Source organism: Streptomyces sp. NPDC031121 (assembly GCF_055570615.1).
This window is the reverse complement of sequence record NZ_JBVIGV010000007.1, coordinates 88,586-112,507: the sequence shown is the minus strand read 5'-3', so window position 1 is coordinate 112,507 and position 23,922 is coordinate 88,586. Positions and strand designations below refer to the sequence as shown.

Annotated in this window: 30 protein-coding genes; 14 read left to right on the top strand and 16 right to left on the bottom strand. The window is 74.8% G+C overall.

Going from position 1 to position 23,922, the window contains the following annotated elements; all coding sequences use genetic code 11:
* Positions 1 to 31: 31 nt before the first annotated feature.
* From ACZ462_RS14665 to ACZ462_RS14655, 3 genes are all read right to left on the bottom strand, one after another.
* Positions 32 to 1,243, bottom strand: coding sequence for an RNA ligase family protein (locus tag ACZ462_RS14665; protein ID WP_467807985.1), 1,212 nt, complete (start codon positions 1,241 to 1,243; stop codon positions 32 to 34).
* 107 nt (positions 1,244 to 1,350) lie between these two features.
* Positions 1,351 to 1,719 (bottom strand): hypothetical protein, encoded by a 369-nt coding sequence (locus tag ACZ462_RS14660; RefSeq protein ID WP_467807983.1) that lies wholly within the window; start codon positions 1,717 to 1,719, stop codon positions 1,351 to 1,353.
* 57 nt (positions 1,720 to 1,776) lie between these two features.
* The gene (locus ACZ462_RS14655; protein WP_467807981.1) at positions 1,777 to 2,436 is read right to left on the bottom strand and encodes a type III effector protein; all 660 of its coding nucleotides are present in this window, start codon (positions 2,434 to 2,436) and stop codon (positions 1,777 to 1,779) included.
* 175 nt (positions 2,437 to 2,611) lie between these two features.
* On the opposite strand from ACZ462_RS14655, the gene ACZ462_RS14650 reads away from it, so the two are divergent.
* From ACZ462_RS14650 to ACZ462_RS14635, 4 genes are all read left to right on the top strand, one after another.
* Entirely contained in the window at positions 2,612 to 3,040 is a 429-nt protein-coding gene (locus ACZ462_RS14650; protein WP_467807980.1) for an Hsp20/alpha crystallin family protein, read from the top strand.
* A 50-nt stretch (positions 3,041 to 3,090) separates the two neighbouring features.
* On the top strand, positions 3,091 to 3,486 hold the full coding sequence (locus ACZ462_RS14645; protein ID WP_467807979.1) for a DUF2267 domain-containing protein: 396 nt from the start codon (positions 3,091 to 3,093) through the stop codon (positions 3,484 to 3,486).
* A 191-nt stretch (positions 3,487 to 3,677) separates the two neighbouring features.
* Positions 3,678 to 4,925, top strand: coding sequence for a hypothetical protein (locus ACZ462_RS14640; RefSeq protein ID WP_467807977.1), 1,248 nt, complete (start codon positions 3,678 to 3,680; stop codon positions 4,923 to 4,925).
* 103 nt (positions 4,926 to 5,028) lie between these two features.
* Entirely contained in the window at positions 5,029 to 5,307 is a 279-nt protein-coding gene (locus ACZ462_RS14635) for a GlsB/YeaQ/YmgE family stress response membrane protein (RefSeq protein ID WP_467807975.1), read from the top strand.
* A gap of 94 nt (positions 5,308 to 5,401) precedes the next feature.
* Here ACZ462_RS14635 and ACZ462_RS14630 read toward each other — a convergent pair whose 3' ends face one another.
* The gene (locus tag ACZ462_RS14630) at positions 5,402 to 7,057 is read right to left on the bottom strand and encodes an ABC-F family ATP-binding cassette domain-containing protein (RefSeq protein WP_467807974.1); all 1,656 of its coding nucleotides are present in this window, start codon (positions 7,055 to 7,057) and stop codon (positions 5,402 to 5,404) included.
* 195 nt (positions 7,058 to 7,252) lie between these two features.
* Here ACZ462_RS14630 and ACZ462_RS14625 point away from each other — a divergent pair, with 195 nt between their 5' ends.
* Together ACZ462_RS14625 and ACZ462_RS14620 are read left to right on the top strand one after the other, a co-directional pair.
* Positions 7,253 to 7,687 (top strand): ATP-binding protein, encoded by a 435-nt coding sequence (locus ACZ462_RS14625; RefSeq protein WP_467807972.1) that lies wholly within the window; start codon positions 7,253 to 7,255, stop codon positions 7,685 to 7,687.
* 243 nt (positions 7,688 to 7,930) lie between these two features.
* A complete protein-coding gene (locus ACZ462_RS14620; RefSeq protein WP_467807970.1) occupies positions 7,931 to 8,197 on the top strand; it encodes a protealysin inhibitor emfourin in 267 nt (88 codons plus the stop codon).
* Positions 8,198 to 8,210: 13 nt separating this feature from the next.
* Here ACZ462_RS14620 and ACZ462_RS14615 read toward each other — a convergent pair whose 3' ends face one another.
* Entirely contained in the window at positions 8,211 to 8,480 is a 270-nt protein-coding gene (locus ACZ462_RS14615; RefSeq protein WP_467807969.1) for a hypothetical protein, read from the bottom strand.
* Between the two features lie 373 nt (positions 8,481 to 8,853).
* Between ACZ462_RS14615 and ctaD the strand changes: the two genes are divergently transcribed.
* Entirely contained in the window at positions 8,854 to 10,542 is a 1,689-nt protein-coding gene (gene ctaD / locus ACZ462_RS14610) for an aa3-type cytochrome oxidase subunit I (RefSeq protein ID WP_467807997.1), read from the top strand.
* A gap of 97 nt (positions 10,543 to 10,639) precedes the next feature.
* Here ctaD and katG read toward each other — a convergent pair whose 3' ends face one another.
* Positions 10,640 to 12,829, bottom strand: coding sequence for a catalase/peroxidase HPI (gene katG / locus ACZ462_RS14605; RefSeq protein ID WP_467807968.1), 2,190 nt, complete (start codon positions 12,827 to 12,829; stop codon positions 10,640 to 10,642).
* Between the two features lie 346 nt (positions 12,830 to 13,175).
* Between katG and ACZ462_RS14600 the strand changes: the two genes are divergently transcribed.
* The 4 genes from ACZ462_RS14600 (at position 13,176) to ACZ462_RS14585 (ending at position 15,712) form a co-directional block, all read left to right on the top strand.
* Complete coding sequence (locus tag ACZ462_RS14600; protein ID WP_189812865.1) at positions 13,176 to 13,592, top strand: CBS domain-containing protein; 417 nt, start codon at positions 13,176 to 13,178, stop codon at positions 13,590 to 13,592.
* Positions 13,593 to 13,703: 111 nt separating this feature from the next.
* A complete protein-coding gene (locus ACZ462_RS14595; protein ID WP_467807967.1) occupies positions 13,704 to 14,204 on the top strand; it encodes a hypothetical protein in 501 nt (166 codons plus the stop codon).
* Between the two features lie 89 nt (positions 14,205 to 14,293).
* Positions 14,294 to 14,545, top strand: a complete 252-nt coding sequence (locus tag ACZ462_RS14590) for a type II toxin-antitoxin system RelE family toxin (RefSeq protein ID WP_467807966.1) — start codon at positions 14,294 to 14,296, stop codon at positions 14,543 to 14,545.
* Between the two features lie 42 nt (positions 14,546 to 14,587).
* Entirely contained in the window at positions 14,588 to 15,712 is a 1,125-nt protein-coding gene (locus tag ACZ462_RS14585; RefSeq protein WP_467807964.1) for a YihY/virulence factor BrkB family protein, read from the top strand.
* A 228-nt stretch (positions 15,713 to 15,940) separates the two neighbouring features.
* Here the strand turns inward: ACZ462_RS14585 and ACZ462_RS14580 are convergent, their stop codons facing one another.
* On the bottom strand, positions 15,941 to 16,510 hold the full coding sequence (locus ACZ462_RS14580) for a hypothetical protein (RefSeq protein WP_467807963.1): 570 nt from the start codon (positions 16,508 to 16,510) through the stop codon (positions 15,941 to 15,943).
* Between the two features lie 219 nt (positions 16,511 to 16,729).
* Here ACZ462_RS14580 and ACZ462_RS14575 point away from each other — a divergent pair, with 219 nt between their 5' ends.
* Entirely contained in the window at positions 16,730 to 17,293 is a 564-nt protein-coding gene (locus ACZ462_RS14575; protein WP_467807961.1) for a hemerythrin domain-containing protein, read from the top strand.
* A gap of 78 nt (positions 17,294 to 17,371) precedes the next feature.
* On the top strand, positions 17,372 to 17,851 hold the full coding sequence (locus ACZ462_RS14570; RefSeq protein WP_467807960.1) for a rho GDP-dissociation inhibitor: 480 nt from the start codon (positions 17,372 to 17,374) through the stop codon (positions 17,849 to 17,851).
* Here the strand turns inward: ACZ462_RS14570 and ACZ462_RS14565 are convergent.
* The 3 genes from ACZ462_RS14565 to ACZ462_RS14555 form a co-directional block, all read right to left on the bottom strand.
* Positions 17,841 to 18,338, bottom strand: coding sequence for a TspO/MBR family protein (locus ACZ462_RS14565; RefSeq protein WP_467807958.1), 498 nt, complete (start codon positions 18,336 to 18,338; stop codon positions 17,841 to 17,843). The genes ACZ462_RS14570 and ACZ462_RS14565 overlap by 11 nt on opposite strands.
* A 93-nt stretch (positions 18,339 to 18,431) precedes the next feature.
* Positions 18,432 to 18,764 carry a GYD domain-containing protein gene (locus tag ACZ462_RS14560; RefSeq protein WP_467807956.1) on the bottom strand — a complete coding sequence of 111 codons (333 nt, stop codon included), beginning with the start codon at positions 18,762 to 18,764 and terminating at the stop codon, positions 18,432 to 18,434.
* Between the two features lie 93 nt (positions 18,765 to 18,857).
* Positions 18,858 to 20,102 carry a cytochrome P450 family protein gene (locus tag ACZ462_RS14555; protein ID WP_467807955.1) on the bottom strand — a complete coding sequence of 415 codons (1,245 nt, stop codon included), beginning with the start codon at positions 20,100 to 20,102 and terminating at the stop codon, positions 18,858 to 18,860.
* Positions 20,103 to 20,283: 181 nt separating this feature from the next.
* Between ACZ462_RS14555 and bla the strand changes: the two genes are divergently transcribed.
* On the top strand, positions 20,284 to 21,189 hold the full coding sequence (bla, locus tag ACZ462_RS14550; RefSeq protein WP_467807954.1) for a class A beta-lactamase: 906 nt from the start codon (positions 20,284 to 20,286) through the stop codon (positions 21,187 to 21,189).
* A 69-nt stretch (positions 21,190 to 21,258) separates the two neighbouring features.
* Here the strand turns inward: bla and ACZ462_RS14545 are convergent, their stop codons facing one another.
* The 6 genes from ACZ462_RS14545 to ACZ462_RS14520 form a co-directional block, all read right to left on the bottom strand.
* On the bottom strand, positions 21,259 to 21,525 hold the full coding sequence (locus ACZ462_RS14545; RefSeq protein WP_467807953.1) for a hypothetical protein: 267 nt from the start codon (positions 21,523 to 21,525) through the stop codon (positions 21,259 to 21,261).
* Between the two features lie 110 nt (positions 21,526 to 21,635).
* Entirely contained in the window at positions 21,636 to 21,821 is a 186-nt protein-coding gene (locus ACZ462_RS14540; RefSeq protein ID WP_467807952.1) for a hypothetical protein, read from the bottom strand.
* Between the two features lie 130 nt (positions 21,822 to 21,951).
* Positions 21,952 to 22,419: a gas vesicle protein K gene (locus ACZ462_RS14535; protein WP_467807951.1), complete on the bottom strand. Its 468-nt coding sequence runs from the start codon at positions 22,417 to 22,419 to the stop codon at positions 21,952 to 21,954.
* A complete protein-coding gene (locus ACZ462_RS14530; protein ID WP_467807950.1) occupies positions 22,409 to 22,633 on the bottom strand; it encodes a gas vesicle protein in 225 nt (74 codons plus the stop codon). The genes ACZ462_RS14535 and ACZ462_RS14530 overlap by 11 nt, the downstream gene beginning before the upstream one ends.
* Positions 22,630 to 23,466 carry a GvpL/GvpF family gas vesicle protein gene (locus ACZ462_RS14525; protein WP_467807948.1) on the bottom strand — a complete coding sequence of 279 codons (837 nt, stop codon included), beginning with the start codon at positions 23,464 to 23,466 and terminating at the stop codon, positions 22,630 to 22,632. The genes ACZ462_RS14530 and ACZ462_RS14525 overlap by 4 nt, the downstream gene beginning before the upstream one ends.
* On the bottom strand, positions 23,463 to 23,894 hold the full coding sequence (locus ACZ462_RS14520; protein ID WP_467807946.1) for a gas vesicle protein: 432 nt from the start codon (positions 23,892 to 23,894) through the stop codon (positions 23,463 to 23,465). The genes ACZ462_RS14525 and ACZ462_RS14520 overlap by 4 nt, the downstream gene beginning before the upstream one ends.
* Positions 23,895 to 23,922: the final 28 nt, after the last annotated feature.

Here is a 23,922-nt window from a genome sequence, read left to right as displayed (position 1 = left end):
CCAGGGGAGCGCGGTCCTGTGCCGGCCCGGGTCAGGGCCGGGGACGGCGGTCGGCCGCGTCGAAGCGGGCGAGGGCGAGCGCTCCGGGGTGCAGCGCGCGTTCCAGGGCCGCGGCCGGCGCGCCGTCGAGGCCGCCGACGGATTCGGCGAGATCCCGGGCGGCGTCCCGGGCGATCTCCGCGGCGACCTCCTCGACCGGTGTGCGCGGGCCGAGTTTGCCGACGGCGGCCGCGGCCCGTGCCGGTGTGAGGAGCGCGGCCGCCTCGGAGAGCAGCCAGCCGGGCACCCCGGCCGCGCCTTCGGGCGGCGCGGTGTAGGGGCGTGCACCGTCGAAGCGCCCGTCCTCGGCGAAGGCCGGGTGCTTGGCCTTGGCCACCGGGCGGGGAGCCCCGGCCGCGGCGGCGTCCGGTCCGGAGACCCACCAGTCGCCGGCGGGCTTGACGACGAGCCCCTCCGCGAGGTTCCCGGGCAGCGCGGGCAGGCCCAGGAGCGCCGGCACCCTGGTCTCGAACACCGGCGACGCCTCCTGCACGCGGGCCAGCGTGCCGCGCGCGAGGAGCGGGGCGCAGTGCAGGCCCGCGGCCGCCGCGGCGTCCCGCAGGGCCCGCTCGCCCGCCCAGCAGGCGCCGTCGCCGGTCCGGACGACGGCGTCGAACGGCAGCCAGAGCAGCCCCGGCGCGTACCAGACGCCGGTCTGGACGGGCTCCGCGCCGACGGCGGGCGGGACATCGGGGTGCGGGTAGCGTCCGCCGGCGAGTTCGCCGTACAGGGTGACGGGTGCGGAGGGGTCCGCCGCGCAGTGGCGGCGGAGGGCGGCCGCGCACCGTTCGGCGGCGACGGCGAGGGCGGGCCAGATCCGGGCGACGCCGAAGAAGTCGTCCAGGCCGCCCTCTCCCAGCAGTTCGCGGCGCTTGGCCGGCCGCGTCCCCGTCCGGTCGCAGTGCACGGCGAAGTTCGCGCCGTGGACCTTCTCCTGCGCGACCCACTCGCGGGCCCGCGCCGCGCTCCCGGGCCGGGTCCGGGAGGGGATCTTGGGGTAGGGCGACCAGTCGGTGCCGCCGAGGAACGCCAACGGGGGCCGGGCGCCCTCCCGTTCGGCGGCCCTGTCCTCCCGGCGGTACCGGGCGAGGGGGCGGCCGGGTTCGGTGCCGGGCGCGGACGAAACCTTCCGCTGCCGGAACGGGTGCCCCCGTTCGGGTCGTTCGGGGTGCGCGGGCGTCCGCGGGGCAGCCGGCTCCATCATGGCCTCCGTGGCGTCCGTTCGGGTGGAGGCCCGATCGTAGCGGCGGGAACCGCCCCCGGCCGCCTGCTTTTTCCCCGGGCGCCCGGGCCGTCCGGGTCCTGGCGGGGTCAGGGGGCGCCGTCGTCGTAGGTGCCGCGTTCGACTTCGAGGGCGAGGGTGCGCAGGACGTCGGTGGAGGTGAGGTCCGTACGGCCGTTGTCGTGGGCCATGGCCAGGCTGGTGAAGGCGAGGCTGAAGCCCGCGACCATGCTCTGCAGGGCCGGTCCGAGCGAGTTCGCGACCAGCCGGACGACCTCCTTCGGCGCGGCGTCGGCGGGGACGCGGATCGAGGGGAGCATCTCGTTGAGCAGCTCCGTGACGACCTGCGACTCCGCCTCGGGGATGTCGGGGTCCTCGCCGGCCTCCACCGCGTGCCGGATCTCCTGCACCTCCGTCAGGATGGCGATGACCCGCTTCAGGATTTCCGCGCGTTCCATTCCGGGATCGTACCGGGGCCCGGCGGGCAGGGCCGGGGCGCGCGCCGGAACCCGCGGCTACTCGGCGCCTTGGCGGCGGAGGCCGCTGGCCCGGCGGACGCGGTCGGTGTGCCGGTTCACGGCGTCGATCCGGTCGGCGAGTTCGGGGTGGCCGGCCCGTACATGCGGTTCGGCCGCGCTGAGCGGGCCGAGGAGGTCGGCGGCGTCGTCGCCGGCGAGCGCGCTGCGGACCCTGCCGATCGAGGCGCTGCCCGGCCGGTCGAGGCCGGTGAGCGCGCTGATCTGGCCGGCGAGCTGGCGCAGGTCCCCCGCGTTCTGCCGGGCCCAGGTGTCGACGCTGCGCTGCGCCGCACGGGAGTCGCGGGTGGCCTGGACGCGCTGCTCGCCCGTCGTGCCCGCCGCTCCGGGGCGCAGCCGCAGGTAGCGGCGTTCGGCGGCCTGCCGGCTGGCGACGCCGAGGGGGCCGGCCAGGTCCGCCCAGCTGGCGCCGGCCGCGCGGGCCGTCTCGATGAGCCCGCTCTCCCAGGAGGCGAGCTGCTCGCGGACCTCGCGCAGGAGCAGCAGGGCGGCGAGGGCCGAGTCGGTGTCGCGGGGGGCGTCCGCCTCCTGGCCGTGGGCGCCTTCGACAGCCTTGCCGATCGCGTCGAGGGCGGCCGCTGCGGCGAGGAAGGAGGCCGGGGAGCCGGGCGGCCCGGCGGGCTGCTGGGGTGGGGTCACGGATTCCTCCCGGGTCTGGGGACGGCGCGGGCACCGGTGGCGGAGAGCCTACTCCGGCACAGCGCCGTCATCCACAAGGTTACGTCGCCACTTGTCATCAGTTGGATGACATGTTACAACGGTGGTGTCCGAAGCGCACTGGCACCGCAGCCGAGACGACCGGAGGTGTTCTCCCATGCTGATGCGCACCGACCCCTTCCGTGAGATGGACCGCCTCGCCCAGCAGCTCCTCGGCCCGGGGACGTGGTCCAGGCCGTCCGCCATGCCGATGGACGCCTACCGGGACGGCGACACGTACGTGATCGCCTTCGACCTCCCGGGCGTGGCGAAGGAGGCCGTCGACATCGACGTCGAGCGGAACATGCTGACGGTCCGCGCCGAGCGCCGGCCCGCGGCCAAGTCGGACCAGGCCCAGGTCGAGCTGTCCGAGCGCCCCCTCGGCGTGTTCTCCCGCCAGGTAGTGCTGGCCGACACCCTCGACACCGAGCGCATCGAGGCCGACTACGAGGCGGGCGTGCTGACGCTCCGCATCCCGATCGCCGAGCGCGCCAAGCCGCGCAAGATCGCCATCGGCGACGGCTCCCGCAAGCAGATCAGCAGCTGACGGCGGCGGCCTGCGGGCCGCCGGCCCCTTCGGGCCGGGAGGATCCAGCGATGACCCTGCGATGGGACGTCTTCCTCGAACGCGTCCGCGAGCGCGGCGAGTACGGCAGCCGCGACGAGGCCGACCGGGCGGCGCGGGTGGTCCTCGCGCTGCTAGGCGCCCATTTGGTGGGCGAGGACCGGGCCCGGGTCGCCGCGGGCCTGCCCGAGGCCTACGCCCTGATCCTGCTCAACCCGCTGCGGGCCGCCGAACCGCTCGACGCGCAGCGGTTCGTACGGGCCACCGCGGCCTGGATCGAGGGAGCGACGGAGGCGACGGCCCGGTGGGACGTCAGCGCGGTCCTCAGCGTCGTCGCCGACACCCTCGACGACGAGGTCCTGAGGCGGGTCCTGCTCCAACTGCCGCCGGGATACGACCTGCTCTTCGGCCGCCCGCAGGACGCCTGACCCGGTTCCGGGCACCGCCCCGGACGCGCCGGCCGGGCACCCGCCGCCGTCCGGCCGGCGCGTCACCCGTTCGCCCTGCCGCCCGGGGCCGCGGGCGACCGCGGCGGCGGGCATGCTGGGCACATGGCCGTGCCCGCCGCTCCCCCGCCGACGGCAAGAGCAGCCCGCCGGGCCCCGTCGGCGTTCCGCCGATGACCGGCGCGGCCGCCCGCTCCGCGGCCGCTGACCCGGCCGGACCGCCGTGTTCGGCATCACGCGACCGGGTCCGCCGGCTGCTCCCGCCGGTCGCGGCCTGGCTCGCCGCGAACCTGGCCACGTGGCTGGTCGCCGCCCTGTCCGCGGCGAACGACGGCTCCCGGATCGCCTACTGGTCCACGGCCGCCAGGCGCCGCTGGGACGCCGAGCACTACCTCTCCGTCGCACGGGCCGGCTACGAGCTGTTCCCGTGCCGGGAGCGGCACCCGGACTTCCCCGACGTCCTCTGCGGCAACACCGCCTGGTTCCCCGGCTACCCCATGGCCGTGCGGGCCGTCTCCGCCACGGGGCTTCCGTACGAGACCGCCGCCGCGGTCGTCACCGAGGCCTGCCTGCTCGGCATGTTCGTCCTGCTGTGGCGGCTCCTCGGAGCCGGGCCCGGCCGGGCCGCCGGCCTGACCCTCGCCATCGGGGCGGTCTTCCCCGGCGGGATCTACTTCCACGCCCTCTTCCCGCTCGCCGCCGGCACCCTCGCCCTGCTCGTCTGCGTCGCCGGACTCCGGCGGGGCTCCTGGCCCGTGGCCGCCGCGGGCGGGTTCGCGGCAGCGGCCTGCCACCTCGTCGGCGCCGCCGCCGTCGGCATGCTGCTGCTGAGCGCGTTCTTCGCCTGGCACGCGGACAGCCGCCCGGTGCGGTGCGCGAAGGCGGCGGGCTCCGCGGCCCTCGCCGCCTGCGGGGTGCTGTGGGCCAAGTGGCTGATGTGGCAGGGAACGGGCCGCTGGGACGCGTACGAGGCCCTCCAGGCGTCCAGCTACGGGCAGGGCGGCCCGCGCCTGCCCCTCGAGGAGATCCGGAACGCCTACGACTTCCCGTTCGCCGACTGGTACCGGCCGGACGGGCCCCTCCCCTGGCTCGTGGAGCACGCGCTCGCCGCGCACCGCGGCCAGCTGTGGCTGAACACGGCGTTCGTCCTGCTCGTGGTAGCGGCAGCCGCCGTACGGCTCCTGCGGCACCGGCGGCTGGACACCGCGGAATGGGCCGCCCTGGTCCTGGCCCTCGCCGTCTTCTGGGCGCCGTTCTTCGCCGGCGCGGAGATGTCGTGGTACCGCAACCACGCCCAGATGTTCGTGGGGCTCCTCCTGGTCAGGCACCTGCCCCGCTGGGTGCAGGTCCTGCTGCTGGCTGCCTGCGCCGCCCAGTACGCGCTGCTGGGGGCCATGTTCTTCGCGGGCGTACTCGTGTGACCGCGCGGGCCGCGGAGAAGTCGCGCACCGGCACGTTTGAAAAGTCCCGGAGCGTCAAAACGGAAGTCACGCACGTCGTACACAGGGAGGTAGGAGACACGTCATGGGCATCATCGCGTGGATACTCATCGGCCTGCTCGCGGGCCTCATCGCCAAGGCGCTCATGCCGGGCAAGGACCCCGGCGGCATCATCATCACCACACTGATCGGCATCGCCGGCGGACTGCTCGGCGGATGGCTCGGCAAGGTCATCTTCGGCGTCGACTCGATCGACGGCTTCTTCGACCTCTCCACCTGGATCGCCGCCATCATCGGCTCCGTCATCCTCCTGGCCCTCTACCGGCTGGCCACCGGAGGCCGGCACGCCCACCGGCACACCTGACCCGGCCCGCCCGGCCGCGGCTGATCGGCGCAGCATCGGCGAACGGCTCCTTCCCTGTCCGGGGGCAGGAGCCGTTCGCCGTACGCCCGCGGGGTCACCGGGCCGCGGCGGGGCGGGCGGCCGCCGGAGCCGCGGCGCCGGGCCACGGTTCCAGCTCCAGGCGCCGGGCGGCGAAGCCCGCCCGCAGCCGGCGGTCGTGGCTGACGACGACGAGGGTGCCCGCGTACTGCGCGAGCGCGGCCTCGACCTCCTCCACCAGGCCGGGTGCCAGGTGGTTGGTCGGCTCGTCGAGCAGGAGCAGGTCCGCCGGGGCGGTCACCAGGCGGGCGAGTTCCAGCTTGCGGCGCTGCCCCGTGGACAGGCACCGGACGGGCGTGCGCAGGTCGGCTTCGGCGAACAGGCCCAGAGTCAGGAGCTCCTCCTCGCGGCCTGCGCCGAAGGCGGCGGCCAGGGTCCGCGGGTCCTCGGGCAGGGCGGTGTCCTGGGCGAGCATGCCGACCAGGGCCGGGGCGCGCACCGTTCCGGCGTCCGGGGTGAGCCGGCCCGCGAGGACCCGCAGCAGGGTGGTCTTGCCGGCTCCGTTCGGCCCGGTGACCAGGAGCCGCTCGCAGGGCTCCAGGCGCAGGGCGTCCAGCCGCAGCCGCCCGTCGACCCGTACGCCGGCCAGCTCGACGGCCGCCCCCCGGCCCTCGATCCGGGCGGCGAACCGCAGCGGGTCGGGCGGCTTCGGCACCGGGTGTGCGGCGAGCCGCCGCAGCTGTTCGCGGGCGGCGCGGATGCGGCCCATCGCCCCGTGCGCCCGGGACCGGGCCCGGAAGGCCCCCGCCCCGCTGAACGCGGCCGGCGCCTTGCGCGGGATGGCGGCGAGCCGGTCGATGCCGCTGTCGGCGAGGGCCGCGTACCGGGCCGTGCCGGTACGCCACTCCTCGTACTCCCGCTCGCGGCGCGCCCGGTCGGCGGCCCGGCCCGCCAGGTAGCCGCCGTAGCCGTTGCCGTAGCGCCGCACGGTCCGGGTCTCCTGGGCGACCTCGACGACGGCGGTGGTGACCCGGTCGAGGAAGGCGCGGTCGTGGGTGACGGCGACGACGGTCCCCCGGTGGGCGAGGAGCCGCTCCTCCAGCCAGCCGACGGCCTCGTCGTCGAGGTCGTTGGTGGGCTCGTCGAGGAGGAGCAGCTCGGGTTCGGCCGCGAGGACCGCGGCGAGCGCGAGGCGGGAGCGCCGGCCGCCGGAGAGGGTGCCGAGGGGGCGGGCCCGGTCGAGGGGTTCGCGTTCCCCGAGCCGCCGCAGCACGCTGTCGACGCGGCGGTCGGCGCCGGCGCCGCCGCGCGCCTCGTAGGCGGCGAGCAGGGCCGCATAGCCCTCCAGGTCGCCGGTGCGGTGGAGGCCGGCCTCGGCCGTGCGGATGGCCCGCTCCAGCCGGCGTACGTCGGCGAGGGCGAGGTCGATCGCCGCGCCGACGGTCGCGGTGTCCGGCAGGTCGAGGGTCTGGGCGAGGTGGCCGGTGCCGCCGGGCGACTCGACGGCAACGCTGCCGTTGTCGGGGGCTTCGAGACCGGCGAGCAGCTTCAGGAGGGTGGACTTCCCGGAGCCGTTGTCGCCGACGACGCCGATGCGCTCGCCGGGGCGGACGGAGAGGGAGACGCGGTCGAGGACGATCCGGTCGTCGTAGCGCTTGGTGACGTCGGCGAGTTGGACACGGAACAAGGGCGGAACTCCCGGGGTGGGCGACAGGGCGGTACTGCACGACATTTGCGAGACGATTCGTATCGTCTTGTCGATGTGCGCGACCTTACGGGATCGCCGGCGCCTGCGCAAGACGCTTCGTCTCGCGAGGGCGTGCGGCTCCCGGGCGGGTGCGGGGGCCGAGGCTGGGTACCCGAGCACTGACACACCGACAGGACGGCACGCCGCACGGCGGGCTGCCGAGACGAAGCAGAGGTGGGGATGGTGACGGTCAGGGCAGTGGGTTGGGCCCGCTCCTTCCCGGTGTCGCGCGGAGTACGGGCGGCCCGCGAATGGACGGCGGAGCACCTGGAGTCGGTGCCGTGGGACGAGGAGACCAGACAGGACGCGACGTACTCGGTGCTGCTGACGGTGTCCGAGCTGGTCACCAACTCCCACCGCTACGCGGGCGGTTCCGCCCGGCTGGTGCTGACCTGGGACGGCAGCTGCCTGCACGTCAGCGTCGCGGACGACGACCCGCGCATGCCGCGGCTGCGCCCCGCCGACGCCGACCTCGGCGCCACCTCGGGGCGCGGGCTCGGGATCGTGAGCGCGGTGGCCGACTCCTGCGACGTGCACGCCGTCCACGGCGGCAAGGCCGTCACCGCGTGCTTCGGCCCTCGCGGCAGGCCGGGGCCGCACGGCGGCGGCTCCTGAAGGCGCCGAGCACGGGCGGATTTCGGCCTTCTTCGGCCTGGCGGCCCGGCCGCGCGTCGGAGGGCGGGATTCCCGGGCATGCGGGACGGTGTCCGTGTTCCGGTCCGACAAGGGCGCGCCGCCTTCGCCGGAGCCTGCCGGCCCGGCGGCGGGGCGGCGCCCTGTTCCGGTCCGACAAGGGCGCGCCGCCTTCGCCGGAGCCTGCCGGCCCGGCGGCGGGGCGGCGCCGAAGAGGAGGAACCCATGCTCATCACGGTGACGCGTACGGGCGGCTTCGCCGGCAGGGAGCGCAGCGGCTCCCTCGACACGGAGTGCCGCACCGACGGCGCCGCACTGGAGGCGCTGGCCGAGCGGGCGCTGCGCGGCGGGTGCCCGCCCGACCGTCCGGCGGTGCCCGACGGGTTCGCGTACGTGCTGAAGGCCGACGGCCTGGCCGTGCGGCTGCGCGACCCGTACCTGACGGAGGACCAGCGGCAGCTGATCGGGGCCGTCCTCGGCGAGGGCGCCTGACGGGCGCCGGGCGTCACACCTCGATGTACGCGACGACCACCACCGTGCGCAGGGCCGTGACGAAGTACAGGACGCGGACGGGTTCGATGTCGTCGGTGTACCGGAGCAGGCGGGGACCGGGGCCGCTGCCCGGGATCGGCTCGCCGATGTCGGGGTCGACGGAGATGACGACCAGGGCGCGGTCCAGGGCGTGGAGCCCTGCCTCGCTGGTGATGTCCTCCAGCTGCTTCGCCGCGGAGTCGGAGAAGGCGATGCGGGCGCGGCGTCCGCGCTGCGCGGCCATCAGGCACCGGCCCGGGGCCGGGGGGTGCGGTCGGCGGGGACCGGCATGTCGCTCATCACTCAGGCTCCAGGGGACACCGACGGCTTGCCGCCGCCACGGTATCGCCCGGTGGCCCGGCGGCGGGCCGCATCCCCCAAATGCGGCGCGTACCGGGCGCGGCCCCGCGTGGTGGCCGCCTGCCGGGGGCCCCTCCTGCGACGGTGGAGGACCCCCCGGCGCGAGCGCCGACGGCGCCGCCGGCCCGCCCCGGCCGCCCGGCGGCGTCGCGCGGCCGGGTGGAAGGAACGCCAGAGTGAGGAGCACCGGGTTGTCTGCATCGGCTGTCACCGAGCCCGTCGCGCCCGTACCGGCGCCGGGCCGGTCGAGGGGGCAGGTGATGGTGGAGTGGCTGTCCACCACCGACCACAAGAAGATCGGGCACCTCTACCTGATCGCCTCGTTCCTCTTCTTCCTCGTGGGCGGTGTGCTGGCCCTGCTGATGCGTGCGGAGCTGGCGCGGCCCGGCCTGCAGATCGTCTCCGCGGAGCAGTACAACCAGGCGTTCACGCTGCACGGGACGGTGATGCTGCTGTTCTTCGCGACGCCGACCTTCGCCGGGTTCGCCAACGCGATCATGCCGCTCCAGATCGGGGCGCCGGACGTGGCGTTCCCGCGGCTGAACATGCTGTCGTTCTGGTTCTTCCTGTTCGGCGGCATCATCGTCGTCGCGAGCCTGTTCACCCCGCAGGGGACGGCGGACTTCGGCTGGACCGCGTACACGCCGCTGAGCGGGGCCGAGCGGAGCCCGTACATCGGCGGCGACATGTGGATCATGGGACTGGTGCTGTCGGGGTTCGGGACGATCCTCGGCGCCGTCAACTTCGTCACCACGATCATCTGCCTGCGCGGGCCGGGGATGACGATGTTCCGGATGCCGATCTTCACCTGGAACATCCTGCTGACGTCGGTGCTGGTGCTGTTCGCCTTCCCCGTCCTCGCGGCGGCGCTGCTGGTGCTGGAGTCGGACCGCAAGTTCGGCAGCCACGTCTACGACCCGGCCAACGGCGGCGCGCTGCTGTGGCAGCACCTGTTCTGGTTCTTCGGGCACCCCGAGGTGTACATCATCGCGCTGCCGTTCTTCGGCATCATCACGGAGATCCTGCCCGTCTTCTCCCGGAAGCCGGTGTTCGGCTACATCGGGCTCATCGGGGCCACGATCGCGATCGCCGGGCTGTCGATGACGGTGTGGGCTCACCACATGTTCGCCACGGGGGCGGTGCTGCTGCCGTTCTTCTCGTTCCTGACGTTCCTGATCGCGGTGCCGACGGGGGTGAAGTTCTTCAACTGGATCGGGACCATGTGGAAGGGGTCGCTGTCGTTCGAGACGCCGATGCTGTGGTCGATCGGCTTCCTGGTGACGTTCCTGTTCGGCGGGCTGACCGGGATCATCCTGGCGTCGCCGCCGATGGACTTCCACGTCACCGACACGTACTTCGTCGTCGCGCACTTCCACTACGTCGTCTTCGGCACGGTCGTCTTCGCGATGTTCGCGGGCTTCTACTTCTGGTGGCCGAAGATGACCGGCACGATGCTCGACGAACGCCTCGGGAAGATCCACTTCTGGACGCTGTTCGTCGGCTTCCACACCACGTTCCTCGTCCAGCACTGGCTCGGCGCGGAGGGCATGCCGCGGCGGTACGCCGACTACCTGGCGGCCGACGGGTTCACCGTCCTCAACTCGGTCTCCACGGTCGGGGCGTTCCTCCTGGGCCTGTCCACGCTGCCGTTCCTCTACAACGTGTGGAAGACCGCCGTGTCCGCGCCGCGGGTCACCGTCGACGACCCGTGGGGGTTCGGGCGGTCCCTGGAGTGGGCGACCTCCTGCCCGCCGCCCCGCCACAACTTCGTGACGCTGCCCCGGGTGCGGTCGGAGTCCCCGGCGTTCGACCTGCACCACTACGAGATCGCCGAGTACGGGCGCCGCGAGAACGAGGGCCGGCGCGACGTCGCCGACGAGGACCGGGCGCACCTGCCGCCGGACGGCTCGCAGGACCGGGACGGCGGGACCGGCCGGCCGGAGTAGACCGGGGCCGCCCGGCAGCCGGGGCCCGGAGCAGGGCGCCGCCCGGGCGGCCGAGGAGGCCGGCCCGGGCGGCGGGGAGGGGGCGGGGGCGGGGCGGTCACGCCAGGTCGAACCGGTCCAGGTTCATGACCTTGTTCCAGGCGGCGACGAAGTCCTGGACGAACTTCGCCTGCCCGTCCGCGGAGGCGTACACCTCCGCGATGGCGCGGAGCTGGGAGTGCGCGCCGAACACGAGGTCGACGGCGGTCGCCGTCCACTTCGGTTCGCCGGTGGCCCGGTCCCGTCCTTCGAAGACGCCCTCGGAGGTCGCGGACGTCTTCCATTCGGTGCCGGCGTCGAGCAGGTTGACGAAGAAGTCGTTCGTCAGCGTGCCCGGCCGGTCGGTCAGGACGCCGTGCGGGGCCTGGCGGGCGTTCGCGTCGAGGGCCCGCATGCCGCCGACCAGGACCGTCATCTCGGGGGCCGTCAGGTCGAGCATGTTGGCCCGGTCCAGCAGGAGCGTCTCCGGCGGCAGCTTCTCCCCGGCCTTGACGTGGTTGCGGAAGCCGTCCGCGCGCGGTTCGAGGACGGCGAAGGACTCCGTGTCCGTCTGCTCCTGCGAGGCGTCCGTGCGGCCGGGCGCGAAGGGCACCCTGATGTCGTGGCCCGCGTTGCGCGCCGCCTGCTCCACGGCGGCGCAGCCGCCGAGGACGATCAGGTCGGCGAGCGAGACCTTCTTGCCGCCCGCCTGCGCGGAGTCGAACTCCCGGCGGATCCGCTCCAGTGCCTCCAGCGTCTCCGGGATCTCGGGGCCCGAGTTGGACTCCCAGCTCCGCTGCGGTTCCAGCCGGATCCGGGCGCCGTTGGCCCCGCCGCGCTTGTCGGTGCCGCGGAAGCTCGCCGCCGACGCCCACGCCGTGGTCACCAGGTGCCGGAGGGGCAGGCCGGAGTCGAGGATCTTCCGCTTGAGGGCCTCGGCGTCCTCGCCGCCGACCAGTTCGTGGTCGACGGGGGGCACCGGGTCCTGCCACAGCTGCGGCTCCGCCACCCACGGCCCGAGGTAGCGGGAGAGCGGGCCCATGTCGCGGTGCAGCAGCTTGTACCAGGCCTTCGCGAACGCCTCGGCGAGCTCCTCGGGGTGCTCGTGGAAGCGCTTGGTGATCGGCCCGTAGACCGGGTCGACCCGCAGGGCCAGGTCCGTCGTCAGCATCATCGGGGCGTGCCGCTTCGACGGGTCGTGGGCGTCGGGCACGGTGCCCTGGGCCTCGGGGTTCTTCGGGGTCCACTGCTTGGCGCCGGCCGGGCTGGTCGTCAGCTCCCAGTCGTAGCCGTACAGGTTGTCGAGGTAGCCGTTGTCCCAGGTGGTCGGCTTGTTCGTCCAGGCGCCTTCGAGGCCGCTGGTGAGGGCGTGGGGCCCCGCGCCGGTGCCGTAGGTGTTCTTCCAGCCGAGGCCCTGCGCCTCGATCGGGGCGGCCTCCGGTTCCGGGCCGATGTACTGCGGGTCGACCGCGCCGTGGCACTTGCCGAAGGTGTGGCCGCCGACGATGAGCGCGGCCGTCTCCTCGTCGTTCATCGCCATCCGCCCGAACGTCTCGCGGATGTCCCTGGCGGCGGCCACCGGGTCCGGGTTGCCGTTGGGGCCCTCCGGGTTGACGTAGATGAGGCCCATCTGCACCGCGCCGAACGGGTTGGCCAGTTCGCGGTCGCCGCTGTAGCGCTCGTCACCCAGCCAGGTGTCCTCCGGGCCCCAGAACACCTCCTCGGGCTCCCAGATGTCCTGCCGCCCGAAGCCGAAGCCGAACGTCTTGAACCCCATGGACTCCATGGCGCAGTTCCCGGCGAAGACCAGCAGGTCCGCCCAGGAGATCTTCCGGCCGTACTTCTGCTTGACGGGCCACAGGAGGCGGCGGGCCTTGTCGAGGCTCGCGTTGTCGGGCCAGCTGTTGAGGGGGGCGAAGCGCTGGGCTCCGGACCCGCCGCCGCCCCGGCCGTCCGCGATGCGGTAGGTCCCGGCGGCGTGCCAGCTCATCCGGATGAAGAGCGGCCCGTAGTGGCCGTAGTCGGCGGGCCACCAGTCCTGGGAGGTGGTCATCACCTCGAAGACGTCGCGTTTGAGGGCCTCCACGTCGAGGCTGCGGAACTCCTCCTTGTAGTCGTACTCCTCCCCCATCGGATTGGCCTGGGGCGAGTGCTGGTGGAGAACCTGGAGGTCCAGCTGATTCGGCCACCAGTCCCGGTTCGTCCGGGGCCGGGGCGGCGCCGGGGTCGGCGAAGGGATTGCGGGGTTCTCGCTCTCGCTGCCGGACACGTCGGGTCCTTCTTCCTGTCTCGGTGGTTCCCTGTGCTGTGCTGCCGGCGCCCGGCCCCTGCCGGGCACGCCTCGTCTCGTGCCCCGTGTTCCCCCTCCGAACGCGTGAGTCCGATAGGCGAGCTTTGTCAGCTTCTATATGGTTGCGCACCGTCCTCCGCATCGCTACGAGAACACGCAGAGCGACGACCGGCACGCCGGGCCCCGCGCCCCGGGGGCTGCGGCCGCGGAATCCGCCCGCGCCGCACGCTTGGCCCGCGTTCCCCAGGGCAGGCGCGGATCACCAACCGGACTGCCGCCGAGGCGCCTGCGGCCCGGCGGCTGCTGCGAGACCAGGGAGACTGCGATGACAACCGCTCGCGAGATCATGACGCCCGACGCGACCTGCATCGGCGCCGAGGAGAGCGTCCTGGAAGCGGCGAGGAAGATGACCGAGCTCGGTGTCGGTGCGCTGCCGATCTGCGGAACCGACAACAAGCTGAAGGGCATGCTCACCGACCGCGACATCGTCGTGAAGGTCCTCGGCCAGGGCAAGGACCCCGCCGAGGTCAAGGCCGGAGAGCTCGCGCAGGGCGAGGCCGTGACCATCGGCGCCGACGACGACACCGCCGAGATCCTGCGGACGATGACGGAGCACAAGGTGCGCCGCCTGCCGGTGATCGACGGGCACACCCTCGTCGGCATCGTCGCGCAGGCGGACGTGGCCCGTTCGCTTCCCGACCCCCAGGTGGGCGACCTCGTCCAGGCGCTCTCCACGGACTGACCCCGGTCTGCCCGCCCGCCCGGCGCCGCGACCGCCACCCGGGTGACACCGGGTCGGCGCGGGCCGCCCGCCTGCCCGGGCCGGCGCGGGCCGCCGCCCTACGGTGGCCGGGTGACGGACGTACGAGCGGACACCGCGACGGCGACGGCCCGGCTCAAGGAGCGGCTGTACGCGACGATCACCATGATCTCGGTCGTCGTCGGCCTCGGCGCGAGCGGCCACGTTGAGCCGGGGGGCGCGGCCGCCTCCGTGGCGACGGCCTCCGCAGGGCTGTGGCTGGCCGCGGTCGTCGCCGACCAGCAGGCCCACCGAGTGGTCCACGGCAGGCTCGCCGGCGGGCGGGAGCTGCGCGCCATGCTCTTCGTCAGCAGTCCGCTGCTGCTCTCCGCGGTGGGCCCGCTGCTGCTGGTCGCGGCCGCGGCGCTCGGGTTGATGGGGCTGGACACGGCGCTGGTGACGGCGGCCGCAGTGAACATCGCCGCCCTCTTCGCGTGGGGCTGCTACGGCGGACTCCGGATGGGCGGCGGCACGGTGTTCGCCCTGGCGGCCGGCGCCGTCGACGCGGCGATCGGCACGGCGGTGGCGGTGGTGAAGGCGGCCGCCGGCCACTGACCCCGCGTCCAGGCATACGGCGCGCGGGGTCGGGCAGGCTTTCCTGCGGGACTGCGGGAGACTCCGGGCCGGACCGGCAGGTGAGGGCGATGCCGTACGCCATCCACTGGGACGAGGCCGCCATCGACGCGGCGGCCGGCTTCATGGCGGACGACCCCGAGGGGCTGCGGCAGCTGATGTACTCCGTGGACCTCCTGGCCGCCAGGCCGCGGCCGCAGGGCACCGTCGAGTACGGCTCCTCCCGGCTGCGCCGCATGCACGTGGGCCGCTACCGGGTGCTGTACGAGGTCCTCGACGCCGCGGGGGCCGTCGTCCTGTTCCACGTCGGCCGACTGGGCTGAGCGGGCCGAACGGTACGCGGTTCGGGCCGGAGCCCGGTTCGGATGCCGGATTCGGGTAAGGCGCCCGGCATGGACAAGACCGAACGAGGCACACGGCGGGACGCTGACGACGCGGACCCGCGCCGCGGACCGGCCGCCGCGGCTCACGAGCCGGAGCAGAACGGCCCCGACAAGCCCACCGACCTGGGCAGGAAGTCCTGGAAGGCGGTGCTGCGCCGCACCTTCTCGGAGTTCCGGGCGGACGAACTGGCGGACCGGGCGGCCGCGCTCACCTACTACGGGGTGCTGGCCCTGTTCCCGGCGCTGCTCGTCCTGGTCTCGCTCCTCGGCGTGACGGGGAAGGCGGCGACGCAGGGCCTGCTGGACTCCGTGGCGAAGCTGACCCCGGGCGCGGCGCGGGACGTCATCAGGAGCGCGGTCGAGCAGCTGCAGGCGAGCAGCGGGACGGGCGGCGTACTCGCGATCGTCGGCCTCCTCGTGGCCCTGTGGTCGGCGTCGGGCTATGTGGCGGCGTTCATCCGCTCCGCGAACGCCGTGTACGACATGCCGGAGGGCCGGTCGATCTGGAAGCTGACCCCGCTGCGGGTCGTGCTGACGCTGGTGCTGATGCTGCTGGCGGGGGCGAGCGCGGTGATCGTGGTCTTCACCGGCGGTCTGGCCCGGGAGGCCGGGTCCGCGCTCGGCCTCGGGGAGGCTGCGGTGACGGTGTGGTCGATCGCGAAGTGGCCGGTGCTCCTGCTGCTGGTCACCATCATGATCGCGCTGCTGTACTGGGCGGCGCCGAACGCGAAGTCGCGCGGGTTCCTGTGGGTGACGCCGGGCAGCTTCCTGGCCCTGCTGATCTGGATGGCCGCTTCGGCGGGCTTCGCCGTGTACGTCGCGAACTTCGGCTCGTACAACAAGACATACGGAACCCTCGCCGGTGTGATCATCTTCCTGGTGTGGTTGTGGATCACCAACCTGGCGATCCTGCTGGGCCTGGAGTTCGACGCGGAGATGGCCCGCCAGCGCGCCATCCTGGAGGGGCATCCCGCCGACAAGGAGCCCTACGTGGAGCCGCGCGACACCAGCGAGTGGTCGGACACCGAGCGCGCGGAATGGGACGGCGTCCCGGCGGACGGAACCGCAGCCGACGGCCGGCGCCGGCCTCCCGGGGAGCCCGGCTGACCCGGCCCGCCAGGCCTGCGCCGGGCCGCACCGGGCCGCCGGGGGCGGGTCAGGACGCGGCCGTGCGCAGGGTCCGCGCCTCCTCGGTGAGCCACGCCGGCCGGGCCATCTCGACGTTGCGGCCCGTCTCCCCGGCGGCCCGGCCGAGGGCGTCCGCCGCCTGGCGGTCGCCGGCCGCCCGGGCGCGGCAGGTACGGACGGCGGGCCGGCGGCGGGGCCGGCTCGCGGTCAGGCTTCGGCGGGCCGGCGGCCGAGGCGCTCCAGCAGCCCGTCCCGGTACAGCCGGGCGACCGGCTCCAGGAGGTCGGGGTGGCGCAGGAGCGCGGCGGCGGCGATGTCCCCCTCCGTCGGGCTGGTCAGCCGGCGGAAGCCGACGGGTATCGCTCCGGCGTGCTCGGTGCCGGCGAGGGCGTCCACCGCGGCCGACGCCAGGTCGGGGCGGGCCAGGAGGCAGGCCGCCCAGCTGGCGACCGCCTCGTCGACCCAGCTGCGCCACGCCTCCGCGTCCTCCGCGGGCGCGTCGGCGTCGTGCGCGCCCCCGTACGGGGGCGGCAGCGGCAGCCCGTCGTCGGCGCCGCCCGCCCAGTCGAGGGCGCCGGACCCGCGGGCCCCGGTGAGGGCCGCAAGCTCCGCGTCCATACGGGTGGGGTAGCGCAGCCACGCCGCGACGGTGGCGGCCTGGTGGGCCTGCGCCTCGGCCAGGGCGTGCTGCAGCGCACCGTCGGAAGCGGGATAGGCGCGGGCGAGCCACTGCGCGGTGGCGGTGATCACCGGGGCGAGGCTGGACGTCGTGGACACAGGGGCCATCCGGGTGCCGGAAGAGGGGGGACCGACGACGATAGCCGCCCGGACAACCGGAGCGGAATGGGAGAAATCACTGGTCGGAAGGTGGCGTCGGCCACACGGCGGTGCGACACACGCCCGCCCGGCGCAATGGCGTGCGGGCGCCCGGCCGCGGCTTTCACTGGTGGCCGCGGCCGCAACCGGGCCGGCCGCCCGTACGGAGGAGGAGCCACGATGGGACACGGCGGGGACGTGATCACCGAGCTGACCACCGACCACGAGGAGGTGGCCGAGCTCTTCACCGACATCGAGGAGCTGCCGTCGGGGCATCCCCGGCGCAAGGACCTGGTCGACCGGGTCACGATCGAGCTGGTGCGGCACTCCGTGGCGGAGGAGGCCTACCTGTACCCCGCGGTCCGCGAGCACGTCCCGTCCGGCGACGCACTCGCCGACAAGGAGCTGGAGGAGCACGCGGCCGCCGAGCGGACCATGAAGGAGCTGGAGGGGTGCGCCGCCGACGACCCGCGGTTCGACGGGCTCGTGCGGCATCTGATGGCGGAGATCCGCCATCACGTGGCGGACGAGGAGGCGAACCTCTTCCCGCGGCTGCGCACCGCCTGCTCGGCGGAGACGCTCCACGAGTTGGGCGACAAGGTCCGCCAGGCGAAGAAGACGGCGCCGACCCGGCCGCACCCGGCGGCCCCCGACCACCCCCCGGCGAACAAGCTGCTCGCCCCCGGCGTGGGCCTCGTCGACCGGCTCCGCGACGCCATGAGCGGCCGGGGGAAGGACACCTGAGCGGCTGAGGCGGCGCGGCGCGGCCCCCGGGCGGCCGGTGCGGGGTTTCCGGCACCGGCCGTCGGGCAGGTGCCGGCCATGAACGGCCGACCCGGCGCTGCTGACTTCGAACTCGTGGACTTGGTCCTCCTCCAGGAGGAGGGCGCGTCCGTGCGGATCCGTCCGGCGGAGCACTCCCAGCCCCTCGAACCCCTCGACCTGCCCGAGGGCGGCGTCGTCACGCTGGCGCTGGTCTTCCGCCTGGGCCGGGACGTCGACGGGCTCACCTACACCGAGGTCCGCATCCGGGAGGGCACCCCCGGCCTCCCCTGCGAGACGCACCTCGGGAGCTTCCGCGCCGGCGGCCCGTACGAGATCCGCCTGCGGCCCGAGCGCCTGCCGTCGGGCCACGCCTCCTGCGGCACGTACGAGGTGCGCGGCACCTTCACCGACCGCCGCGGCAGGCTCCTGGCCAGCGCGTGCCGGCGCTACCGCGTCACCCCGCACTCCGCCGCCGTGCTGCTCCCCGGCTCGGGGGACGGCAGCGCGCGGATGGCCGGCGGGGCGGTCAGCGGTTGAGGAGCCAGATCGAGGCGTTGAGGAGGGTCGCGAACGCCACCCACAGGCCGTACGGGACGAGGAGCAGCCCGGCCGGCCGGTAGGCCCTCGCGAAGACGGCGGCCGTCGCAGCCACCGCCGCCAGGAGCAGGCAGATCTCGACCAGGGCGAGCCCGTACCGGCCGGCGGTGAAGAACAGCGGGGTCCAGGCGAGGTTCAGGAGCAGCTGGACCGACCACCACTGGAGCGCCGGGCGCCGCAGCTCCGGCCGGCCCTTGCGGACGACGAGCCAGGCGGCGACGGCGATGGTCGCGTACAGGACCGTCCACACGGGCCCGAACAGCCAGGCGGGCGGCGCCCAGGCAGGCAGCCGCAGCGAGGCGTAGACCTCGCGGGAGCCGCTGCCGGCGAGGGCGCCGACGGCGGCGACGCCGTACGTCACGACCAGCAGGCCGAGCAGCAGCGGCAGGGGCCGCCTGACGGCGGCGCGTGCTCCGGCGGTCTCCATGCCCGGCTCCTGTCCGCTCGGCGACCCGGTACACCCTCCCTTCGCCGTACGGGGGGCCGACGGATGCACGGCGGCCGCGGGGCGGCCGTGCGGTCACGCCTCGGCGCCGGGGGGCCGATAGCCGATCTGCCCGGCCGTGCGCAGGGCCTCCAGTGTTTCGTCGACGGTCAGCAGGACGGTCGTCTCGAACGAGCTGAGGGCCCCTCCCCCGCTGATCGCCAACGCGACCGCGGCCATGGACACGTTGTCGGGGGCCTCCCACAGGTTGTAGCCGTCGTGCGTGCCGAAGGCGTACCAGAAGCCGTGGAGCCTCCCGCCGACGGACTCGATGTACGAGCGGGCGGCCTGCGCCCGGTCCTCGGGCTGCCTGGTCAGCCTCGCCCACGTCTCCGGTGTGTAGCTGAACCTGGACAGGTAGAGCGGCATCGCGTCCCTCTCCTCCGTTTCCCACCACGCTGCCCGCGCGGGGCGGGGAGGCGTTGCGGGCGGCCCGCGGACCACCCGGACGGCCGGGCCGGTTCAGCCGGCGGGCGGGGGGCCGGCCTGCTCCCCCGCGGTGAAGGTGACCGGCAGGGCCTGGGGGCCGCGCAGGCCGCCGGGGCGCCAGCGGAGTTCGCCGCGGGGCACGGCGAGGGCGAGGCCGGGGAGCCGGCGCAGGGCCGTGCCGATGGCGATCTGCCCCTCCAGCCGGGCGAGCGGTGCGCCCAGGCAGTAGTGGATGCCGTGCCCGAACGCCAGGTGGGGGTTGTCCTGGCGGGTGATGTCGAGGCGCTCGGGGTCGGGGAACCGGGCCGGGTCGCGGTCGGCGATGGCCGAGGCGATCAGCACGGTCGCGCCGCGCGGGACGGCCGTGCCCGCGATCTCGAGGTCCTCGCGGGCGAACCGGGCGATGCCGGGGTTGACCGGTCCGTCGTAGCGGAGGAGCTCCTCGACGGCGCCCGGCAGCAGCCCGGGGTCGGCGCGGAGCAGGTCCAGCTGGTCGGGGTGGTCGAGCAGGCCGGCGATGCCGCCGGCGATCAGGTTGACGGTGGTGATGTAGCCGGCGGCCAGCAGCAGGAAGACCATCGCGACGAGTTCGGGCTCGGTCAGCCGCTGCTCCGCGTCGCGGGCGGCGACGAGGGCGCTGAGCAGGTCGTCCGCGGGGTGCGCCCGCTTGGCGCGGAGGAGGCCGGTCACGTAGCCGTGCATGTGGCGCCAGGCCTCGTCGACGGCGGCCGGGTCCGGCGGCTCGGCGCCCCGCATGATCATGCGGTCGGTCCAGTGCTGGAAGTCGTGGCGGTCGTCCACCGGTACGCCGAGCAGCTCGCTGATCACCGTGACGGGGAGCGGCAGCGCGAAGTCCGCGACGAGGTCGGCGCGGCCGGCCGGGACGACCGCGTCGAGCAGCCCGTCGGTGATCGCCTGGATGCGCGGCCGCATGCCCGCGACACGGCGGGCGGTGAACGCCTTGGAGACCAGGCGGCGCAGCCGGGTGTGGTCGGGCGGGTCGCTGCGGAGCATGGTGCCGAGCAGGGACTCGCGTTCCGTGGCGGGCAGCTGCTGCTGGAGGCGGGCGTCGGCGGCGTCGCGGACGTCGCTGGAGAGGCGGGCGTCGGACAGGGCCGCCATGGCGTCCTCGTAGCGGGTGACAAGCCAGGCTTCGAGGCCTCCGGCGATGACGGCGCGGCGGACGGGGCCCTCCTCGCGCAGCTGCCGGTAGAGCGGGAACGGGTTCGCCGTGAAGGCGGGGTCGGCGTAGGGCAGCAGAACGGGTCGGTCACTCACGATGCCTCCCGGGAGTTCGTCGTCCTCGCGTCGGTCGTCGCACGGAATCATGTCCTGTGCACCATTCTGGCGGGACGCCGCCTTCCGGCCATTCCCGGGCGTTTGCCCGGTCGGAACCGGATTGATCTTTTTCGTGTCCTCCCCGGTACGACATCACACAGGAAGCGACAGGGAGGTCCAGATGACGACGACTCGCCGTACGGCCCTGGCCATCGGGGCGGGAGCGGCGCTGGCCGCCGCCTTACCGGCGGGCGCGGCGCACGCGGCTGGGGCGGGAGGCGGCGCGGGGGCGGTCGTTCCGGCGCTGCGCGCGCTGGAGCGCGAGTACGGGGCCCGGCTCGGCGTCTACGCCTGGGACACCGCCACGGGGCGGACGGCGGCGCACGGCGCCGATGCCCTGTTCCCCCAGTGCTCGCTGTTCAAGACGCTCGCGGCGGCCGCGGTGATGCGGCGGTTCGACCGGGACGGGGAGTACCTGGCCCGGCGGATCCACTACACGCAGGCGGACGTCGACCGGGCGGGCGGCGGCGAGATCACGCGGCAGGAGAAGAACATCGCGGCGGGGCTGACGGTGGCCGAGCTGTGCTCCGCCGCCATCGCGCAGAGCGACAACACGGCCGGGAACCTGCTGCTGCGGGAGCTGGGCGGGCCCGCAGAGATCACCGCCTTCTGCCGGTCCCTGGGTGATCCGGCGACGCGGCTGGACCGGTGGGAGCCCGAGCTGAACTCGGCCGAGCCCTGGGTGTCGACCGACACCACCAGCCCGCGGGCGATCGCGCGGACGTACGCCCGCCTGGTGCTCGGCGACGCCCTCCGGCCGCGGCACCGGGAGCTGCTGACCGGCTGGCTGCTCGGGAACACCACCAGCAAGGACCGGCTGCGGGCCGGCCTGCCCGCGGACTGGGCCGTCGCGGACAAGACCGGGGCGGGCTCGTACGCCACCAACAACAACGCCGGCGTCGCCTGGCCGCCCGGCCGGCCGCCGGTCGTGATCGCCGTCCTCAGCACCAAGCCGGACGCGACGGCGCAGCGGGAGGACTCCCTGGTCGCGCGGGCGGCCGCGCTGGTGGTGCAGAAGCTCGCCTGACGGGCGGGGGGCGGCCTCGGGGAGGAAGCCCGGGGCCCGGGGCCGCCCCCGGCGGGAAACCGGCGCGGGTCAGTCGGACGGCGGCGCGCCGTCCCGTCCGTCCGTGCGGCGCTTGTGCCGCCACGCCGCGAACGCGACCAGGCCGCCCACCGTGAGGACGCCCGCCTTGACGGCGATCTTCAGCGAGAGCCACCCGGTCACGAACGGCACCCGCCAGCCCATCCGCCACAGGAGGGCGATCAGGCCGATGCCGACGGCGACGCCGACGGCGACGCCCGCGGCGGTCTTGAGGGGTGTGGAGGAGCCGTCGGACCCCTCCGCCTTTCCGTCTGTCATGCCCACAACGCTATCGACGCGGGGCGGCGATCCCGTACGACGAAGGGACCATCTCCGCATCATCGAAAGTTGACAGCCCGGCAGCCCTTGGCTGCGTGACCCGTTCGGCCTCACGAGGCCGTACTCGATCGCCGCGCGCGGTCGGCCGTCCGGCTGCCGTACGGCGGCAGTGCGGGGACGGTGAGCACCGTGCCGGGGGCGGCCGGGGTGGGGGCGGTGAGGGCGCCGGGGGCGATGCGTACGGCTCCGACGGCGAGGGCGGCCGTCAGGAGGGAGGAGGGGTGCAGGCGGGTCATGGTGGCTCCCGGGGTCGGCGAACCGGGCCGGCCGTGGTGTCCGGGGCGGCCCGTGACTCCATTGCGCCCCGGGGCGGCCCGTCCGGCACGCCCCTGGAAGTCGGGGCTTGACGGCGGCGCCGCGGGCGTGTCAGCCGGGCGGCGGCAGCAGGGGGCCGAGCGGGCCGAGGTCGATGTTCAGGTCGGCGAGGGTGTAGCCGTGCTCGGTGCACAGCTCCGTCATCCGGTCGTGCAGGGCCATCAGGGTGGCGCCGAGTTCCTCCTCCTGCTCCTCCGTGAGCCCTCCGGCGTCGACGCGCCGCAGCGCCTGCCGTTCGATGAGCTGGCGGAGGAGTTCGACGAGGGTCAGGACGAGCTTGACGAGGTCGTCGCCGACGGTGTCGGGGCCGGTGCGCATCCGGTGGCCGGGCTCGCCGGCCCGGTCGGCGGCCTCCTCGGCGGGCGTCGCGGGGAGCAACCGGAGCGCGTCGGCCATCGCGCTGCCCACCCGCCGGAGGTCGGGTTCCGGCGCGGCGGGCGCGGGCCCCTCCGGCCCGGGAGCGGGCGGCTGCGGCCGCGCGGGCGGGCGGTGCGGGGCGTCGGGGCGGTCAGGGGCCATGGCGGGTTCCGTCCTCGTCGGGGCGGGAAGCCTCCGCGGTGGCGACGGAGCTGATGAGCGCCCTGAGGGAGATCCGGACGAGGTCGATGTCGGCGATCGACAGGACGATGTCGCCGGTGATGACGACCCCGCCGGCGAGGAGCCGGTCGAGGAGGTCGACGAGGGCGACCTGCCGGTCCGGCAGGCCGGCGGCGCGGCGGTCGGGGGTGGTCACGGCGCGGCGGCGGTCGGCGGGGGCGGCGGCGCGGCGAAGGAGTACGGGGCCCAGGGGCCCGTCAGCTCCAGCCGGATCCCGGACAGGCCGCGGACGGCGGTGTGCACGGCCTCCCGGAACGCCTCGGCCTCGGCATCCGGGACGAGGTAGGCGTCGTTGAGGACGTTCTCCCCGGCCACGGAGGCGGCGAGCGGTCCGCTCTGGACGGGGTGGCGCACATGGTCGGCGGTGTGGGGGGCGGCGAGCGCGGCGATCCGCTCGGCGGCGGCGCGGGCCTGGGCGTAGTGGTCGTCTCGGGCGTGCTGCTGGGCGCGCCGGGCCTGGAGGTAGGCGCGTCCTCCGCCCGGCCGGGCGGAGGCGCCGGCCGCCGGGGCCGGGGCGGCTGTTCCGGGCGGGTCCGGGGCGGCGGGGCGGACGTACAGCTTGACGCCGTACTCAGTGTGGGCGCTCAGCCGCGCCAGGCCGGTCGCGAGGGCCTGGCCGTGGTGGCGCAGGGCGGCCAGGGCGCTCGCCCGGTCCGCGTACAGGGTGGCCAGGCGCAGGGGCAGGACGGTGGTGTGGGCGGCGAGTTCCTCGATGACGCGGTGGTGGGCGCGCGCGGTCTCCTCCAGCCAGTCCAGGTCCTCGAAGCGGGCCCTGAGGGCCTCCTCGTCCCACTCGGAGCGGGGGACGTCGCTGACCGCGAACGCGGCGGCGGGCCCGCCGCCGGGATCGGTGAGGGCGAGGAGGGTAACCGGGCTGCCGGCGACGCCGGTGAGGCCGGGCAGCAGGTGCTCCAGCGCCGGCGCGGGAGGCGTGGCGGCGTAGGCGTAGACGAGGGACGGGGCGTTCACGGCGGGGGCCTGCGCTTCGTCGTGCGGCGGGCGGGCCGCTCCTCCTCGTCCTCGGCCGCCTCCGGCAGGGCGGTGTCCGGCCGGGCCCGGTCCGGGGGAAGCGGGGTGCGGCGCATCTGCTCCAGCTCGGCCCGCAGGCGCCGGTTCTCGGCGGCGAGGGCTTCCTCGCGTCCCCGGGAGGACAGCGCGGGGTCGTGCTCCCACCAGTCGATGCCCATCTCCTTGGCCTTGTCGACGGAGGCGATGAGGATGCGGAGCTTGATGGTGAGCAGTTCGATGTCGAGGAGGTTGATGCGGATGTCGCCGGCGATCACGATGCCCTTGTCCAGGACGCGTTCGAGGATGTCGGCGAGGCTCGCCGAGGAACTCGGCGGGTAGCCGGCCATCGCGGGGCGCGAGCCGAAGGAGCGGGCCATGGGGTCGGTCACGTCGTCGCCTCTCCGTCGCGCGGGCAGG

Bases quoted from the DNA above. Each gene is read 5' to 3' on its own strand.
- ACZ462_RS14665 (WP_467807985.1), bottom strand. From the start codon at position 1,243: ATGATGGAGCCGGCTGCCCCGCGGACGCCCGCGCACCCCGAACGACCC.
- ACZ462_RS14660 (WP_467807983.1), bottom strand. From the start codon at position 1,719: ATGGAACGCGCGGAAATCCTGAAGCGGGTCATCGCCATCCTGACGGAG.
- ACZ462_RS14650 (WP_467807980.1), top strand. From the start codon at position 2,612: ATGCTGATGCGCACCGACCCCTTCCGTGAGATGGACCGCCTCGCCCAG.
- ACZ462_RS14645 (WP_467807979.1), top strand. From the start codon at position 3,091: ATGACCCTGCGATGGGACGTCTTCCTCGAACGCGTCCGCGAGCGCGGC.
- ACZ462_RS14640 (WP_467807977.1), top strand. From the start codon at position 3,678: ATGACCGGCGCGGCCGCCCGCTCCGCGGCCGCTGACCCGGCCGGACCG.
- ACZ462_RS14635 (WP_467807975.1), top strand. From the start codon at position 5,029: ATGGGCATCATCGCGTGGATACTCATCGGCCTGCTCGCGGGCCTCATC.
- ACZ462_RS14630 (WP_467807974.1), bottom strand. From the start codon at position 7,057: ATGTCGTGCAGTACCGCCCTGTCGCCCACCCCGGGAGTTCCGCCCTTG.
- ACZ462_RS14625 (WP_467807972.1), top strand. From the start codon at position 7,253: ATGGTGACGGTCAGGGCAGTGGGTTGGGCCCGCTCCTTCCCGGTGTCG.
- ACZ462_RS14620 (WP_467807970.1), top strand. From the start codon at position 7,931: ATGCTCATCACGGTGACGCGTACGGGCGGCTTCGCCGGCAGGGAGCGC.
- ACZ462_RS14615 (WP_467807969.1), bottom strand. From the start codon at position 8,480: ATGGCCGCGCAGCGCGGACGCCGCGCCCGCATCGCCTTCTCCGACTCC.
- ACZ462_RS14600 (WP_189812865.1), top strand. From the start codon at position 13,176: ATGACAACCGCTCGCGAGATCATGACGCCCGACGCGACCTGCATCGGC.
- ACZ462_RS14590 (WP_467807966.1), top strand. From the start codon at position 14,294: ATGCCGTACGCCATCCACTGGGACGAGGCCGCCATCGACGCGGCGGCC.
- ACZ462_RS14585 (WP_467807964.1), top strand. From the start codon at position 14,588: ATGCCGGATTCGGGTAAGGCGCCCGGCATGGACAAGACCGAACGAGGC.
- ACZ462_RS14575 (WP_467807961.1), top strand. From the start codon at position 16,730: ATGGGACACGGCGGGGACGTGATCACCGAGCTGACCACCGACCACGAG.
- ACZ462_RS14570 (WP_467807960.1), top strand. From the start codon at position 17,372: ATGAACGGCCGACCCGGCGCTGCTGACTTCGAACTCGTGGACTTGGTC.
- ACZ462_RS14565 (WP_467807958.1), bottom strand. From the start codon at position 18,338: ATGGAGACCGCCGGAGCACGCGCCGCCGTCAGGCGGCCCCTGCCGCTG.
- ACZ462_RS14560 (WP_467807956.1), bottom strand. From the start codon at position 18,764: ATGCCGCTCTACCTGTCCAGGTTCAGCTACACACCGGAGACGTGGGCG.
- bla (WP_467807954.1), top strand. From the start codon at position 20,284: ATGACGACGACTCGCCGTACGGCCCTGGCCATCGGGGCGGGAGCGGCG.
- ACZ462_RS14545 (WP_467807953.1), bottom strand. From the start codon at position 21,525: ATGACAGACGGAAAGGCGGAGGGGTCCGACGGCTCCTCCACACCCCTC.
- ACZ462_RS14540 (WP_467807952.1), bottom strand. From the start codon at position 21,821: ATGACCCGCCTGCACCCCTCCTCCCTCCTGACGGCCGCCCTCGCCGTC.
- ACZ462_RS14535 (WP_467807951.1), bottom strand. From the start codon at position 22,419: ATGGCCCCTGACCGCCCCGACGCCCCGCACCGCCCGCCCGCGCGGCCG.